The 14187-nt window shown below is 50.2% G+C and carries 14 protein-coding genes; 11 read left to right on the top strand and 3 right to left on the bottom strand.

The genetic code is table 11. From position 1 onward, the window contains the following. The first annotated feature begins 257 nt into the window (after positions 1–257). The 4 genes from opp3b to EVJ23_RS06650 are packed head-to-tail and all read left to right on the top strand — an operon-like array spanning position 258 to position 4256. Positions 258–1184, top strand: coding sequence for an oligopeptide ABC transporter permease (opp3b, locus tag EVJ23_RS06665; protein ID WP_131440851.1), 927 nt, complete (start codon positions 258–260; stop codon positions 1182–1184). After that, entirely contained in the window at positions 1184–2209 is a 1026-nt protein-coding gene (opp3C, locus tag EVJ23_RS06660) for an oligopeptide ABC transporter permease (RefSeq protein WP_070327636.1), read from the top strand. The genes opp3b and opp3C overlap by 1 nt, the downstream gene beginning before the upstream one ends. 23 nt (positions 2210–2232) lie before the next feature. Continuing rightward, complete coding sequence (locus EVJ23_RS06655; protein WP_131440849.1) at positions 2233–3306, top strand: ABC transporter ATP-binding protein; 1074 nt, start codon at positions 2233–2235, stop codon at positions 3304–3306. After that, entirely contained in the window at positions 3306–4256 is a 951-nt protein-coding gene (locus EVJ23_RS06650) for an ABC transporter ATP-binding protein (protein ID WP_131465411.1), read from the top strand. The genes EVJ23_RS06655 and EVJ23_RS06650 overlap by 1 nt, the downstream gene beginning before the upstream one ends. Before the next feature lie 80 nt (positions 4257–4336). Here EVJ23_RS06650 and EVJ23_RS06645 read toward each other — a convergent pair whose 3' ends face one another. Continuing rightward, entirely contained in the window at positions 4337–4867 is a 531-nt protein-coding gene (locus EVJ23_RS06645) for an HD domain-containing protein (protein ID WP_070327633.1), read from the bottom strand. Positions 4868–5090: 223 nt separating this feature from the next. Here EVJ23_RS06645 and EVJ23_RS15295 point away from each other — a divergent pair, with 223 nt between their 5' ends. The 4 genes from EVJ23_RS15295 (at position 5091) to EVJ23_RS06630 (ending at position 7939) form a co-directional block, all read left to right on the top strand. Then, the gene (locus EVJ23_RS15295; protein ID WP_167331259.1) at positions 5091–5228 is read left to right on the top strand and encodes a hypothetical protein; all 138 of its coding nucleotides are present in this window, start codon (positions 5091–5093) and stop codon (positions 5226–5228) included. 176 nt (positions 5229–5404) lie between these two features. Then, complete coding sequence (gene spxA / locus EVJ23_RS06640; RefSeq protein WP_015881217.1) at positions 5405–5803, top strand: transcriptional regulator SpxA; 399 nt, start codon at positions 5405–5407, stop codon at positions 5801–5803. Between the two features lie 175 nt (positions 5804–5978). Beyond that, positions 5979–6635 (top strand): adaptor protein MecA, encoded by a 657-nt coding sequence (mecA, locus tag EVJ23_RS06635; protein ID WP_071399493.1) that lies wholly within the window; start codon positions 5979–5981, stop codon positions 6633–6635. A gap of 68 nt (positions 6636–6703) precedes the next feature. Continuing rightward, positions 6704–7939 (top strand): DUF2254 domain-containing protein, encoded by a 1236-nt coding sequence (locus tag EVJ23_RS06630; protein ID WP_131465409.1) that lies wholly within the window; start codon positions 6704–6706, stop codon positions 7937–7939. Positions 7940–8002: 63 nt separating this feature from the next. Here EVJ23_RS06630 and EVJ23_RS06625 read toward each other — a convergent pair whose 3' ends face one another. Continuing rightward, a complete protein-coding gene (locus tag EVJ23_RS06625) occupies positions 8003–8728 on the bottom strand; it encodes an SDR family NAD(P)-dependent oxidoreductase (RefSeq protein ID WP_131465407.1) in 726 nt (241 codons plus the stop codon). Positions 8729–8811: 83 nt separating this feature from the next. Between EVJ23_RS06625 and cls the strand changes: the two genes are divergently transcribed. Genes cls through pepF form a run of 3 tightly spaced genes read left to right on the top strand, consistent with a single transcriptional unit; the run spans position 8812 to position 13217 of the window. After that, entirely contained in the window at positions 8812–10323 is a 1512-nt protein-coding gene (gene cls / locus EVJ23_RS06620; RefSeq protein WP_070327629.1) for a cardiolipin synthase, read from the top strand. A 12-nt stretch (positions 10324–10335) separates the two neighbouring features. After that, positions 10336–11397: a competence protein CoiA gene (locus EVJ23_RS06615; RefSeq protein ID WP_131465405.1), complete on the top strand. Its 1062-nt coding sequence runs from the start codon at positions 10336–10338 to the stop codon at positions 11395–11397. A gap of 17 nt (positions 11398–11414) precedes the next feature. Beyond that, complete coding sequence (gene pepF / locus EVJ23_RS06610) at positions 11415–13217, top strand: oligoendopeptidase F (RefSeq protein WP_070327627.1); 1803 nt, start codon at positions 11415–11417, stop codon at positions 13215–13217. A 226-nt stretch (positions 13218–13443) separates the two neighbouring features. On the opposite strand, the gene EVJ23_RS06605 is transcribed toward pepF, so the two are convergent. Continuing rightward, positions 13444–14127 carry a DsbA family protein gene (locus EVJ23_RS06605; RefSeq protein ID WP_083274022.1) on the bottom strand — a complete coding sequence of 228 codons (684 nt, stop codon included), beginning with the start codon at positions 14125–14127 and terminating at the stop codon, positions 13444–13446. Between the last annotated feature and the right edge of the window lie 60 nt (positions 14128–14187).

Raw genomic sequence — 14187 nt, 5'->3', positions numbered from 1 at the left:
AAATATCGAATTGAGAGAAAATACTATTCAAATGTTTTGTTGGTAAAGTATAATGGAGTAACAGTGAAAATTCAGAATACTTCAGAAACTGAGGGTTTTTTGATTTTCATATGCTGTGCTAAGAGCCTTGAGATGACGTTTGACCTATTCTTTCAGAAAATTCCTTTCATTTTGTGAATTCAAGAAATGGGAAATATGTCATAGTGACGCTGTTGGTGCAAGCATAGACACAATTAGAAAAACAGGGGGTTTTTATTATGGGACGTTATATTCTTCAGCGGCTGGTTTACGGCCTCATCACGTTCTTCTTGATTGCGACGTTCACATTTTTCCTGATGGACCTGCTTCCAGGTTCACCGTATCAGAACCAGGAAAAATTGACGGAAACGCAAATTCAGATCTTGAACGATCGTTACGGACTCAATGATCCGCTTCCAGTTCGTTATGCGACTTACTTAGGGAACCTTGTCCAAGGCGACCTCGGCGTATCGTTCCGTACGGCCAACCGGCCAGTGACGGAGTTGATCATGGAACGAATCGGACCATCGGCCCAGTTAGGTATTCAGGCACTAGTGCTTGGTACGCTGACAGGACTATTGCTCGGGATCGTTGCAGCGATTCGCCATAACACGTACATCGATTATGGTTCAATGTTTGTGTCGGTAATCGGGATCTCTGTCCCGTCGTTCGTCTTTGCGGCCCTCCTTCAATACTACGTTGGGGTAAAATGGGGCGTATTGCCTGTCGCGTTCTGGGACTCGCCGGCGCATACGATCCTTCCGACCATCTCGTTGTCGCTCGGGGTCACCGCGTCGATCGCCCGTTTCGTACGGACCGAGATGCTAGAAGTGACCGGACAAGACTATGTCACGCTCGCGAAAGCAAAAGGATTAACCGGGAATGCAATCGTGTGGAAACATATGGTGCGTAACGCCATGATTCCAGCGATCACAATCCTTGGACCGATGACGGCTGCGCTACTCACAGGTACGTTCGTTATCGAGAAAATCTTTGCTGTTCCGGGACTTGGTGAATTGTTTGTAACGTCGATCACGTTGAATGACTATTCGGTCATCATGGGCACGACGCTCTTCTTCTCGGCTCTGTTCATTGTAATTATTTTACTTGTTGACTTGCTCTACGGAGTCGTTGACCCACGTATTCGTCTTGGGGGGGATAACTGATGATTGAAAATAAAAAAGATTTCGAGCAGTTCGACCAAGACATGTTCCAACGTGTCGAGATGAACGAACAGCTCGGTGAACGAATTGCCGGGAAAAGTTTGAACTTCTGGCAAGATGCATGGCTTCGTCTTAAGAAAAACAAAGCGGCCATCTTCTCGCTGTCGATCATTTTAATTTTAGTGTTGCTCGCGTTGTTCGGTCCGATGCTTTCAGCCCGTGACGCCTATGAACAAAATATCTCACAAGCGAAACTACCGCCTAAAGTCACAGGACTTGAGTGGGCCGGATTTGACGGCATGGCCAACCTCGGTGGGCGTGACATCAACTTCTATGAACAGAAAAACGTCGAAGAGAACTTCTGGTTCGGTACCGATTACCTCGGGCGTGATCTTTGGTCGCGTGTTTGGGAAGGGACTCGTATCTCGCTCTTCATCGGTTTGATGGCCGCAATCATCGATACGGTCATCGGTGTCGCTTACGGCGGCGTCTCGGCTTACTTTGGTGGCCGCATTGACAACATCATGCAACGGATCGTCGAGATTTTGACTGGTGTTCCTAACTTGATCTTGATCATCTTGTTCATCTTGATCTTTGACCCAGGTGTCTTCACCATTATCTTGGCGATGGCCATCACCGGCTGGATCGGGATGAGTCGACTCGTCCGCGGTCAGATTTTGAAACTGAAAAACCAAGAGTTTGTGTTGGCTGCCCGTACGCTCGGTGCTTCAAGTAACCGTTTGATTTTCAAACACTTGATCCCGAACACGCTCGGTGCGATCATCATCACACTCATGTTCACGATTCCATCTGCCATCTTCTTCGAGGCGTTCCTCAGCTTCATCGGGATCGGACTTCAACCGCCACAAGCGTCACTTGGTACGTTGATCAACGACGGATACAAAGAGCTACGGACGTTCCCGTACTTGCTCGTCATTCCGTCAATCATCATCGTCTTGCTCATGGTCAGCTTCAACTTGCTCGCCGATGGCTTGCGTGATGCGTTCGACCCGAAAATGCGTAAATAATTTAAACAGAGGGGGACTCGTGCATGGAAACGATTTTATCTGTCCGAGACTTAGCGGTCTCGTTCCATACGTATGCCGGAACGGTACAAGCCGTCCGCAACGTATCGTTTGATTTGAAAAAAGGCGAGACGCTCGCAATCGTTGGTGAATCGGGTTCTGGTAAATCCGTCACATCGAAAGCGATCATGCGTCTCATTCCGAACCCGCCAGGTGAGATCACGAACGGAGAAATTTTGTTCGAAGGAAAAGACTTGGCGAAGTTGTCAGAAAAAGAAATGTTGAAAATCCGCGGGCGCGACATCGCGATGATCTTCCAAGATCCAATGACGTCACTCAACCCGACGATGACAATCTTCAAACAGATTGCCGAAGGATTGAAGCAACACCAAGGATTGACGGGGGAAGATGCGAAGAAGCGTACGCTCGAATTGCTCACACTCGTCGGGATTCCGAACCCAGAGGCACGTCTTAAGCAATATCCGCACCAACTTTCAGGCGGTATGCGTCAACGGATCGTCATCGCGATCGCGCTCGCATGTAACCCGAAAGTGTTGATTGCCGATGAGCCGACGACGGCACTCGACGTGACGATCCAAGCCCAAATTTTAGAATTGTTGAAAGACATTCAGCAAAAAACGGGTACGGCTATCATCTTCATCACGCACGACCTCGGTGTCGTCGCGAACATGGCTGACCGTGTCGCCGTCATGTACGCCGGTAAAATCGTCGAAAGAGGAACGGTCGATGAGATCTTCTATGAGCCGCGTCACCCGTACGCTTGGGGACTGCTCGGATCGATGCCGCGTCCGACCGATGATCCGAACGAAGCGCTCCCGGCCATCCCGGGCACGCCGCCTAACTTGCTTGACCCGCCGAAAGGTGACGCGTTCGCACCGCGTAATCCGTATGCGATGAAAATTGATTTCGAGAAAGAACCGCCGATGTTCCAAATTAGCGATACACACTATGCAGCGAGCTGGCTCTTGCACCCACAAGCACCGCAAGTGACGCCGCCGCGAGCGATCCGCGATCTCGCGCTCAAATATCGTCCTGACAGCGCGTTCGCGAAATCGATTTTGAAAGGTGGTGCTGAATAATGGAACGTGAAAAATTATTAGAAGTACGAGACCTGAAGCAGCACTTTAAAATTGGCCGAGGCCGCGTCGTCAAAGCGGTCGATGGCATCTCGTTCGATATTTACAAAGGTGAAGTACTCGGTCTCGTTGGAGAGTCGGGTTGCGGTAAATCGACGACAGGTCGTACGATCATCGGCCTTTACGATGCAACCGACGGCGATGTTCTTTTCAAAGGTGAGAACGTCCACGGGAAAAAGAATAAGGCTGAGAAGTTAAAATTCAACCGGGCTATGCAGATGATCTTCCAAGATCCGTATGCGTCGCTCAACCCGCGGATGACGGTCGCTGATATCATCGCTGAAGGCATCGATATCCACGGCCTTGCCAAGACGAAAGAAGACCGGATGAACCGTGTGTACGACCTTCTCGAGACGGTCGGCCTCACGAAAGAGCATGCGAGCCGTTACCCGCACGAATTCTCAGGCGGACAGCGTCAGCGGATCGGGATTGCCCGTGCGCTCGCTGTTGAGCCGGACTTCATCATCGCCGATGAGCCGATCTCAGCACTCGACGTGTCGATCCAAGCTCAAGTCGTCAACTTGATGAAAGAGTTGCAACGTGACCGTGATCTCACGTACTTGTTCATCGCCCACGATTTGTCGATGGTCAAGTATATCTCGGACCGGATCGGCGTTATGTACCAAGGTCACCTCGTCGAGCTTGCACCGGCAGAGCGCCTGTACGAGAACCCGATTCACGCTTATACGAAATCGCTCTTGTCTGCAATCCCGCTTCCGGATCCAGAACATGAACGGACACGTAAGCGGATCGTCTACGAATCTGGCTCACTTGGTGCTGTCGGACGGTCGGATGAAGATTCGAGCATCCCTGCGCTTCGCGAAGTCGAACCAGGTCACTATGTTTCGCTCACAGACGCAGAATATGAGGCGTATAAAGCCCAGCTCGTCTAATACGAAAAGCCCCAAAAATCCAATTGGATTTTTGGGGCTTTTTTGCTCAAACGAAAACACCGTGGGAGACCCGGACGGTGTTAGGCGTTTGAGATGCGCGGCAAGTTCGAGAGACGCTCGACGACGGCATCGATTAAACGGACGCGAGCGAGCGCGTCTTCAATCTCCATCGTCTCGTAGTGGTGGAGGCCGCCCGGCTGTTCGACGAACGTATCGGCGTCATGGACGAGCTGTTGGAGCGGGGTCCGTTGGATGCGGTTAGGCGGAAGGTAAGAATCCGTATGAAGCAGGATCATGACGGAAATTTCCTTGGCCCGAGCCGGATCTTCTCCGAGCCGGATCAACAGTTTATGGGCTCGTTCCGCGCCTTTGATGGCGTGGATATCGTTTTGGCGATACAAGTCGTAGTTCCACTTGCCTTCGGTGTACCATTCGTAATGACCGATGTCGTGGAGCAGTGCAGCCTTCGTTGCTAGATCGGTGTCGAGCCCTCGTCGTGTCGCCAATTCGAGAGCGCGTTCACAGACGTCAACGGCATGTTTTAATCCAGATCGTGTCAAGTATTTCTGGGTGACGTGATGCTGCATGATCGTTTCTAACGTGATTCTCATTCGTGCTCTCCTCCTTGGTGATTTCAAAGATTATTTCTATTAACTATACGGGAATGGATAAGCAAATGCAAATTTGGAACATGTGAAATCATGATTTTTTACGAGATTGTTCAACATTTTTCAATAGAATGTGCTATAATTTAACTATAGATTAGTGCAACTTTAAGATTTTCAGATACAGTAATGGTTGGTTTTTTCCTTTCGTCCATGGGGGTGAGAGACCATGAAAGAGCGTGACAAAGTACTGCAACAGAAAAAGAAACTGTTAAAAGAAGTGCTCAAGAAGAAATTGAAAGACTTGCAAGTGAAGCCAGGGAAAGAAACGGTGTCACAACCGGTTTCTCGGATTCCAGCTTCGTAGAACGGTCGATCAAGGTCGCATTCTTCTGAATGCGTCCTCTTTTCTTACCCCGATGAGAAAGAATATCATTGAAGTTTCAATAAATAAGAATTATTATAATTACGTGAACGAGATTTTGGGTATACAAGAAGAGTCACTAAAAAAATGGACGAACATTTGATCAGGGAGGAACGAAAATGGTCACACTTTATACGTCTCCGAGCTGTACATCGTGCCGAAAAGCACGGGCTTGGCTCGAAGAGCATGATATCCCATTTACAGAACGAAACATATTCTCAGAACCACTCTCACTCAATGAGATTAAACAGATTTTACGCATGACAGAAGACGGCACAGATGAGATCATCTCGACCCGCTCAAAAGTTTTCTCGAAAATCGATGTATCGGTCGACGCACTTTCGCTTCAGCAGTTGTACGATTTGATTCAAGAATATCCGGGCCTCCTTCGCCGTCCGATTTTGATTGATGAAAAACGCCTTCAAGTCGGATATAACGAAGATGAGATTCGTCGATTCTTGCCTCGCAAAGTTCGTACGTTCCAACTTCAAGAAGCGCAACGACTCGTCAACGAGTGAGGAAGCATACTGTCTAAGCAGTGTGCTTTTTATTATCTCGTTTTTCCGATAAAATAGTGGTACACACCCCATCATCAATAGATTGACAGGTCAAAAAAAGGGTACTATGATAACAAGACAATTTCCCCTCTCCTCCTTAAGAAGTAGGAGTGAGGTCAGAAGGGAGTGGACAATCGTGAAAATTGAGCGCATCAATGACAATACCGTCAAGTTTTTCATCACTTATGTCGATATCGAGAAACGCGGATTCGCCCGGGATGAAATTTGGTACAACCGAGAACGTGGTGAGCAGCTGTTCTGGCAGATGATGGACGAAGCGCACGAACGGGAAGATATCTCGTTTGATGGTCCACTATGGATACAAGTACAAGCGTTTGAAAAAGGACTTGAAGTGACCGTCACGATCGCGAAAAATGTGATCGACACAGAAGACGACGCAGAACTCGGGTCGCTCTTGCGCAACGCAATCGACGAAGCGCGTGATCAACAGTCTGTCCTCGACCAGTTGAGTGAACTCGATGAAGTCGAAGCTGAACCGGAGGCGTGGGCTCCGTTAGCTATGGATACGGATGACTTTGAGGCGATTATCGCTCTGAGCAAACGGGCCGGTGATACGCTGAGTAACGTCACCCTCAAGTTATTCCATTATGAAAACCGTTACTACTTGTGGATCGACTTCCCGGACGAGATGGAGCCGGAAGAAGAAGAGAACGTCCTCAGTCTTTTAGCCGAATATTTGTCGTTCAGTACGCAAACCCTCGCTATGCTCGAGGAGTACGGTAAACCGATTCTCGACGGAGACGTGTTCTCGAAAGTACGTCACTATTTTTAAACACGAATCGCCTGTTCAAGCGGACAGGCGATTTTTTTACTAATTTATACATATGAAGAGGTGACTTGATGCTCAAGCGTTTACAATTGACGTTGTCAGACAGTACGTGGTTCGTCCCGTTTTTGTATGGGACAGGTGGTATCGTATTAACGTTTCTGACGCAGTATTTCGGTAGCTTTTTCCGCGAACTGTTGCCAGAAATCATTTATTTGGATCAGGATTCAGCGGCTTCCGTCCTTTCGTCGTCGTTCACGAGTCTCATGACGATGATGACGTTCAGTTTTTCGACGATTTTAGTCGTGCTGACGACGTATTCATCTCAATTCTCGCCCCGTACGATCAATAACTTTTTAACAAACTCGGCTTCGAAACATACGCTCGGTATTTTCATCATGACGACCGTGTACGGGATCACGAATTTATTTCTCATTCGGACTTCGGAAGAGGACGCCGTCCTCGCTTCAGGTGTCAGCGTCGTATTAGTCGTCAGTTCGATCTGGGCGTTCGTCAAGTTCATTCAGACGATCAGCGTCTCGATTCAAGCTGAACGCCTGTTATCGTCCTTACATCGAGAGGCATTATCCGTCATCGAAAAACAGAAGCAAGCGGTCGAAGATGGGAAGGTGAGCATCGTGCTGAAGCGATCGGTCCATACGTTCGAAGCAGGGCAGGCGGTGTACGCCTCACGGACCGGCTATGTTCAACTGTTCTCGAGCGAGAAACAAGAAGATCACGACATCAGTTTCGAATCGGTCGTCGCGGTCGGCGACTTTGTGGCGGAAGGAGATATTCTCGGATATTGGCTAGGGGATGACGCTCTCGACAAAGACGTGTTTCAAATCGGCGAGATCCGTTCATCGATTCAAGACCCGGCGTTCGTCATCGAAAAATTGAGTGAGATCGCCCTTAAAGGAGTGTCACCGGGAATTAATGACCCGAATACGGCGATTCATGCGATTCACTATATCGGGGACATCTTACGGGAATTAAGTGAACTTCCGGAAGGGGATTTCGTCTTCTCAAACGGCAAGAGTGATTGGCACATCAAACGGAAAGCGATGGAAGCGACGTTGTTCGAGGCGCTGGCGCCGATCAAGACGTACGCGAGCCATGACATTTTCGTGATGGCGTCGATTTTCGAGGCGATCCGAATCGGACGCCTGCGCGCTCATCCAACGCATCACGACACGTTTGAAGAGTTCGTCGATTACATTGAAGACGTGCTCACATGGGACGACTTACATCCGCGCGAAAAGGCGTTCTTGACGACCCAGATGATGCAAGCGAGGAAGATCAAGGCATAATATACAGCTGTTCGCACAAAAGCGAAAGGGGCCGTCTAATTCGTAGACGACCCCTTTTTGCGTTCAAGACAGGCTGTAGCCACCGTCGATGGTGATGGCTTGGCCGTTAATATAGCTCGACGCATCACTCAATAAAAACGTGACGACCGGTGCGACTTCTTCGGGTGAAGCGGCATTCCCACGGAAATGATGGCTCATCGCGTCTTTGAATTTCGTCTCGCCGCCGTACAGCTTATGGCTGAGCGGCGTATCGACCGGTCCGAAACAGACGGCGTTGAAACGAATCTTTCCTTTCATCCGATGGGCGAACGTCTTCGTCAACGCGATGACGGCCGCTTTCGAAGCGGCGTATGGACCAAGCATCGGCGGAAACTTGACGTGTCCGACGATCGCTGCGTTGTTGACTACGCTTGAACCGGTCGCGAGGAGCGGAATCGCGCGTTGAATGAGGCGGTTTGTCGCCAACACGTTCAGTTCGAACACTTCGTCAAAAGCAGAGGCCGGCAACCGTTCAGGCGTACCGGGACGACCGAACGTCGCGGCGTTATTGAATACTCCGTGCAGGACGACTTGATCGGCTACGAGGCGATCCATGAGCGCCTCGACCTCATCAGCTTGAGATAAATCACATTTCAGGAACGTGATGGTGTTATCCGATTCGAGTTCGAGTGCCGCACCTCTCGTCTCATCACGTCCGACGCCTAAGACGTCGTGTCCTTCTTCCGTTAACCGTAAGGCGACCGCACGACCGATGCCGCTCGTCGCCCCCGTCACTAGAAAAGTCCCCATATTTTCTCCACTCCCCTCAAAAAGATATCGTTCCGATGTATAATTAATGATAATACATGACAGAAACGGGGTCAGCTTATAATATGTTGCGACGCATACAAGTACTATTATCCCTTCTTTTGCTCGCAGGGCTCATTGCCGTATTATCTTATTACTGGAGCTCGCAAGTGATTGGGCTGTTCACGATCCTTGTCTTTCTGACGACGTTTAGCATCCTGCTCGTCATCTTGCTCGAGAACCGTAATCCGCAACGAACGCTCATCTGGGCAATCGTCATGCTCGGATTTCCGGTTGTCGGTTTATTCGCATACTTCGTCTTCGGTCAAAACTATCGGCGGAGACGCATGTTCAATGAGAAGGCGATGTTGGATGAAGAAACGTATCTCGCTTATCGTCAAAAAGCGATGACACTCTCGCCATCGCTCATGTTTCCGCACGATGATTACGAGAAGTTGCTCCACTTAACGTCTTCATTGAATCAATTACCCGTCTCGTCGAACACGTATACACAAATCCTCACGAACGGAAAAGAAAAGTTTTCGAAACTATTGCCAGCCTTGAACGGGGCGACGCGTCACATTCACCTCGAGTATTACATTTTCCGGGAAGATCGTATTTCTCGGGAAATTCAACGTATTTTGATTGAAAAAGCGCGGTCAGGGGTCGAGGTCCGGTTTTTGTACGATGCAGTCGGGTCGATCCATACGAGCAGTTCTTTTTTCGAAGAGATGCGACAAGCTGGTGTTCACGTCCAGGCGTTCTTTCCCGTCGTCTTACCGCTCGTCTCGAGCAAGACGAACTACCGGAACCACCGGAAGATTGTCGTCATCGACGGGACCGAAGCGTTCACAGGCGGTTTGAACGTCGGGGACGAGTATTTAGGAGAGCATACGAAGTTCGGATTTTGGCGTGACACGCATCTCTACGTCAGAGGGGAAGGGGTATCGGAACTGCAGCTGATCTTCCTACAAGACTGGTACTATATGACGGGTGAGCGCTTGTTCACGCCGTTCTACCTAGAGCCGCTCGAGACGGTACGGAGCGCGAGCGGCGGTGTCCAAATCGTCGCCAGCGGACCGGACGAGCCGTACGAGACGATGAAGTCGATTTATTTCGCACTTATCAACGCCGCCAAAAAATCGGTGTACATCTCGTCACCGTACTTGATTCCTGACGAGGATATTATGAGTGCGTTGAAGACAGCTTCTTTGTCGGGGATCGACGTCCGCATCGTCTTACCGAGCTTCCCGGACCATAAAATCGTCTTCTATGCGAGCCGATCTTATTATGAGGAGTTGCTCAGCTCTGGCGTCAAGATTTATTTGTACGAGGAAGGATTCATGCACTCGAAAGTCATCGTCATCGATGACGGCCTGGCGACGATCGGGACGGCGAACATGGACTTCCGCAGCTTTCATCTCAATTTTGAAGTGAACGCACTGCTGTACAACACGAACTCGGTTCATCAGCTCAAGCAAGACATCTACAAAGATTTTGAAGGGTCTCACGAGTTGGAGTTGGGCGCGTTCGCAGAACGATCTTATTTCATCAAACTCGTTGAATCTTTGGCACGAATGTTTTCACCATTATTATGAGGGGGAAGCGGGATGCGGTTCGCAATCGATCAGACAGGGGAGTACGTCGATGCCCATACGTTGAGTCGGAGGCAAATCGAACCGGCTGCCCCTTTTTCATGTCCACAGTGCGGAGAACGGGTCATTGTAAAACGAGGAGCGAAGCGACGGCTCCATTTTTCTCACGTTCAAACGTGTGGGCGCGGAGAGTCGGCTGGTCACCGAACCGATAAATGGGGCGTCAGACAATGGCTGCAGGCGGGCGGATATGATGTCGAGCAAGAAGTGGATCTGAACGGGAGACGGGCTGACTTGGTCGCGTCAAAAGCGGAGGCGTCGTTCGTCGTCGAAATACAGGCCTCACCGTTAGCAGTCGATTCTTACGTAGAACGGACGAGACACTATGAGCGAAACGGTCTTGCCGTCATCTGGATCGCGAGCGGATTGCGTCTTGAACCGGTGCCGTCCTTCTCACCGTGGATGAGGTGTGAGATCGCACGGCGACGTACGCTGATCGTTCCGGTCAAGAACGCGTTGTACCGGTTCGTCGGGTGTCCGATTTCGCTCAGACGGGCACAAGGCACGTGGGTGCCCGTGACATCTTTTGACGTCTCGCCGTTTGAACCTTTTTATCGATTTGATGCGCACCGATGGATTCAACTCGTGCGGCGTAAGCGTATGGCGCCGCCTTATCCGACACCGCTCTACAGACGGCTGATCTTGAATCGTCTCTATCCGCTCGGCATGTTACCGTCACTGTTGCCGACGGTCTGTTATTTGCCGCTCCCGGCGCTGTGGGGTGTTCATGTTCATCCGTTCGAATTTCAAACGGTCTTGTATTTAAATCGACGGGAAGCGCCTCAGGATTCGCTCGCTTGGAGCATCGAGAAGACATGCCGCCAGTTCAACGCGACCCCGACAAGCGACTTTGTTTCTTCGTTTCAGTTACAATGGAGACAACTCTTGAACGTATTCGGCTTGTCAGAGTATGTCATCGACTGGCAAGTCCCGGTCACGCTCGAAGCAGCACTTCGTGACGATATTCGTTTGTTTCAAGGGTTTCAGCGATTCATGGCGAAATCGTATATAAACTGAGAAAAGGAAGTGGACATATGTCAGAAGTACTAACACGACAACAAGTACCCGTCGAGGAGACGTGGAACTTAGAAACCATCTATGCAGACGACAAAGCGTGGGAGCAAGACTTTGAGACACTCAAAGCCCGAATCCCTGAACTCGTTGAATTCAAAGGGAAACTCGGGGAATCGGCCGAGACACTTTACGCGGCGCTGCAGCTCCGTGACGAGATCTCGCGTCAACTGCATAAGCTGTATACATACGCCCATATGCGCTATGACGAAGATACGGCCAACAGCCATTATCAGGCGCTGAACGACCGTGCCGGGTCACTCGCCGCTCAAATTTCGGCTCAACTCGCCTTCATGACACCAGAACTGCTCGCCATCGACGAAAGTGAGATCACAGCGTTCATGGGCGGCCACGAAGGGTTGACCGTCTACCGTCATGCGTTCGATGAGTTGGCGCAAGAGCGGCCCCACGTCTTGACGGAAGCGGAAGAAGCGATTCTCGCCCAAGCCGGCGACGTGCTCGGGCAATCGAGCTCGACGTTCGGCATGCTCAACAACGCCGATTTGAAATTCCCTAAAGTAAAGAATGAGCAAGGAGAAGAAGTCGAACTGACGCACGGACGTTACATTACGTTTTTAGAGTCGGCAGACCGCAGCGTGCGTGAGACGGCTTTCAAAGCGATGTATGGGACGTACAAACAATACTTGAACACGTTCGCGTCAACACTGTCTGGGAGCGTGAAGAAGGACAACTTTTATGCGACGGTGCGCAAGTTTGAGAGTGCGCGTCAATCGGCACTCCACAACAACTCGATTCCTGAATCGGTATACGATGGACTCGTTGAAGCGGTGAATGAACGGCTCGATCTGTTGCACCGTTATGTCGCGCTTCGTAAACGAGCGCTCGGTGTAGACGAGGTGCACATGTATGACCTGTACACGCCACTCGTCAAAGACGTCGAGATGAAAGTGCCTTATGAAGAAGCGAAAGAGCTCATGGTCCAAGGTCTGGCTCCACTCGGAGACGAGTACGTCCAAATCGTCAAAGACGGTCTCGACTCACGTTGGGTCGACGTCCGGGAGACTCGCGGCAAACGTAGCGGTGCCTATTCGTCTGGCGCGTACGACACGCAACCGTTTATCTTGATGAACTGGCAAGACAACGTGAACAACTTGTTCACACTCGCCCACGAGTTCGGTCATTCGGTACACAGTCACTACACGCGTGCCACGCAACCGTACCCGTATGGGGACTATTCGATTTTCGTGGCAGAAGTCGCCTCGACGACGAATGAGGCGCTCTTGAACGACTATTTGTTGAAGACACGGACGGACAAAGCCGAGCGTCTTTACTTGCTCAACAATCAACTCGAGACGTTCCGGGGGACGCTGTTCCGTCAGACGATGTTCGCCGAGTTCGAACATAAGATCCATCAAGCGGCCCAAGATGGCATCTCGCTCACACCAGAATACTTGAACGAGACGTATCTTGAGTTGAACAAGCGTTACTTCGGCGACGACATCGTCATCGACGAAGAGATCGCGTTCGAGTGGGCCCGTATCCCGCACTTCTACTACAACTACTATGTATATCAGTATGCGACAGGAATTTCGGCGTCAGCGGCGTTGTCGCAACAAATCATGGACGAAGGCGCGCCTGCCGTTAAACGTTATATCGATAAGTTCTTAAAAGCCGGGTCGAGCGATTACCCGATCGAGGTGTTGAAGGCGGCCGGCGTTGACATGACGACGAAAGCACCTGTGTTAGCGGCGCTCGATCAGTTTGAATCCGTCCTCGATGAGATGGAATCACTCCTGTTTTCGTAAGCGTGCATGCGCGTGAACATTATGTGACAATATGAACAAAGTGCTTGTCAACAGGCGAGCCTATGGTTATATTATAAGTGTGAAATCAATCACAAACCCCTTTATTGACCGTAAACTTTCTCCCGTCTTGACACCTTCCCCGGGTGTTAAGATCGGCGTCTCTTGTCCCCGCTTGAGACGTCAAAAACCCACGGCTCCCCGGCCGTGGGTTTCTTTTTGTATCCGTTTATTTTTGTGTGGCCCATGCTTGACCGCTGCAGCCGGGAACAGGGCGGCAACGTTGCTGGAGCGACAGTTTTTTCAGTTCCCGCTCGATGATCGGCTTGTCGAGCTCTAAGATGAATGCGAGCTCAGTGATTGTCGAGGCGTCGTAGTGACGTAACACTTTTTCAACGTTCCAACCGGTTTGCCGATTCGGTACGTATCCGAGCAGTTCACTCATAACGGCTTGGTACACGTCGTAAGGATAGACGCCTTCGATTTTGAGCGCCTCGTCACGGGTGACGAACGTCATGGCGGGAAGTGATTCGATTTCCCAGTCTTTTAATATTTGATGGTCGACAGCGAGGGCGCTCAAGAGTTGATTCGACTGCATATCTGCCGCCAACTCATCGATATCGAGTCCGTATCCAGCGTAAGAGCGCGCGATCTCCCACAGGTCGGCATCGTTAGAAGCATCCTTCGTAAAGGCGTCGTTAATATGAAGGTGACGCAAAAAACGCATCGCATGGCGTTTCCCTTGTAATTCCATAGCCTTGATCATCGTGAGAAGGCGAACCTCTTCCTGACATCCGCCAACACAACTAGGAACCGTCGAGACCATCCGAAAACGAATCAAGTGCCCGTATTCGAGCTCGAGTTTTTTAATGAGTGTCATCACGTGAAAACCGTCGGGATCAGAGATGTCCATGAAATAGAATAACTCTAATGGCTTATATGTTACTTGGATAGAAGATTCTTCCAGTGAACA

Source organism: Exiguobacterium sp. SH1S1 (assembly GCF_004337245.1).
Lineage (GTDB): Bacteria > Bacillota > Bacilli > Exiguobacteriales > Exiguobacteriaceae > Exiguobacterium > Exiguobacterium aurantiacum_A.
This window is presented reverse-complemented; position numbering and strand designations above follow the sequence as displayed.

Coding starts and splice junctions, on each gene's coding strand:
- opp3b (WP_131440851.1), top strand. CDS start 258: ATGGGACGTTATATTCTTCAGCGGCTGGTTTACGGCCTCATCACGTTC.
- opp3C (WP_070327636.1), top strand. CDS start 1,184: ATGATTGAAAATAAAAAAGATTTCGAGCAGTTCGACCAAGACATGTTC.
- EVJ23_RS06655 (WP_131440849.1), top strand. CDS start 2,233: ATGGAAACGATTTTATCTGTCCGAGACTTAGCGGTCTCGTTCCATACG.
- EVJ23_RS06650 (WP_131465411.1), top strand. CDS start 3,306: ATGGAACGTGAAAAATTATTAGAAGTACGAGACCTGAAGCAGCACTTT.
- EVJ23_RS06645 (WP_070327633.1), bottom strand. CDS start 4,867: ATGAGAATCACGTTAGAAACGATCATGCAGCATCACGTCACCCAGAAA.
- EVJ23_RS15295 (WP_167331259.1), top strand. CDS start 5,091: ATGAAAGAGCGTGACAAAGTACTGCAACAGAAAAAGAAACTGTTAAAA.
- spxA (WP_015881217.1), top strand. CDS start 5,405: ATGGTCACACTTTATACGTCTCCGAGCTGTACATCGTGCCGAAAAGCA.
- EVJ23_RS06630 (WP_131465409.1), top strand. CDS start 6,704: ATGCTCAAGCGTTTACAATTGACGTTGTCAGACAGTACGTGGTTCGTC.
- EVJ23_RS06625 (WP_131465407.1), bottom strand. CDS start 8,728: ATGGGGACTTTTCTAGTGACGGGGGCGACGAGCGGCATCGGTCGTGCG.
- cls (WP_070327629.1), top strand. CDS start 8,812: ATGTTGCGACGCATACAAGTACTATTATCCCTTCTTTTGCTCGCAGGG.
- EVJ23_RS06615 (WP_131465405.1), top strand. CDS start 10,336: ATGCGGTTCGCAATCGATCAGACAGGGGAGTACGTCGATGCCCATACG.
- pepF (WP_070327627.1), top strand. CDS start 11,415: ATGTCAGAAGTACTAACACGACAACAAGTACCCGTCGAGGAGACGTGG.
- EVJ23_RS06605 (WP_083274022.1), bottom strand. CDS start 14,127: ATGGACATCTCTGATCCCGACGGTTTTCACGTGATGACACTCATTAAA.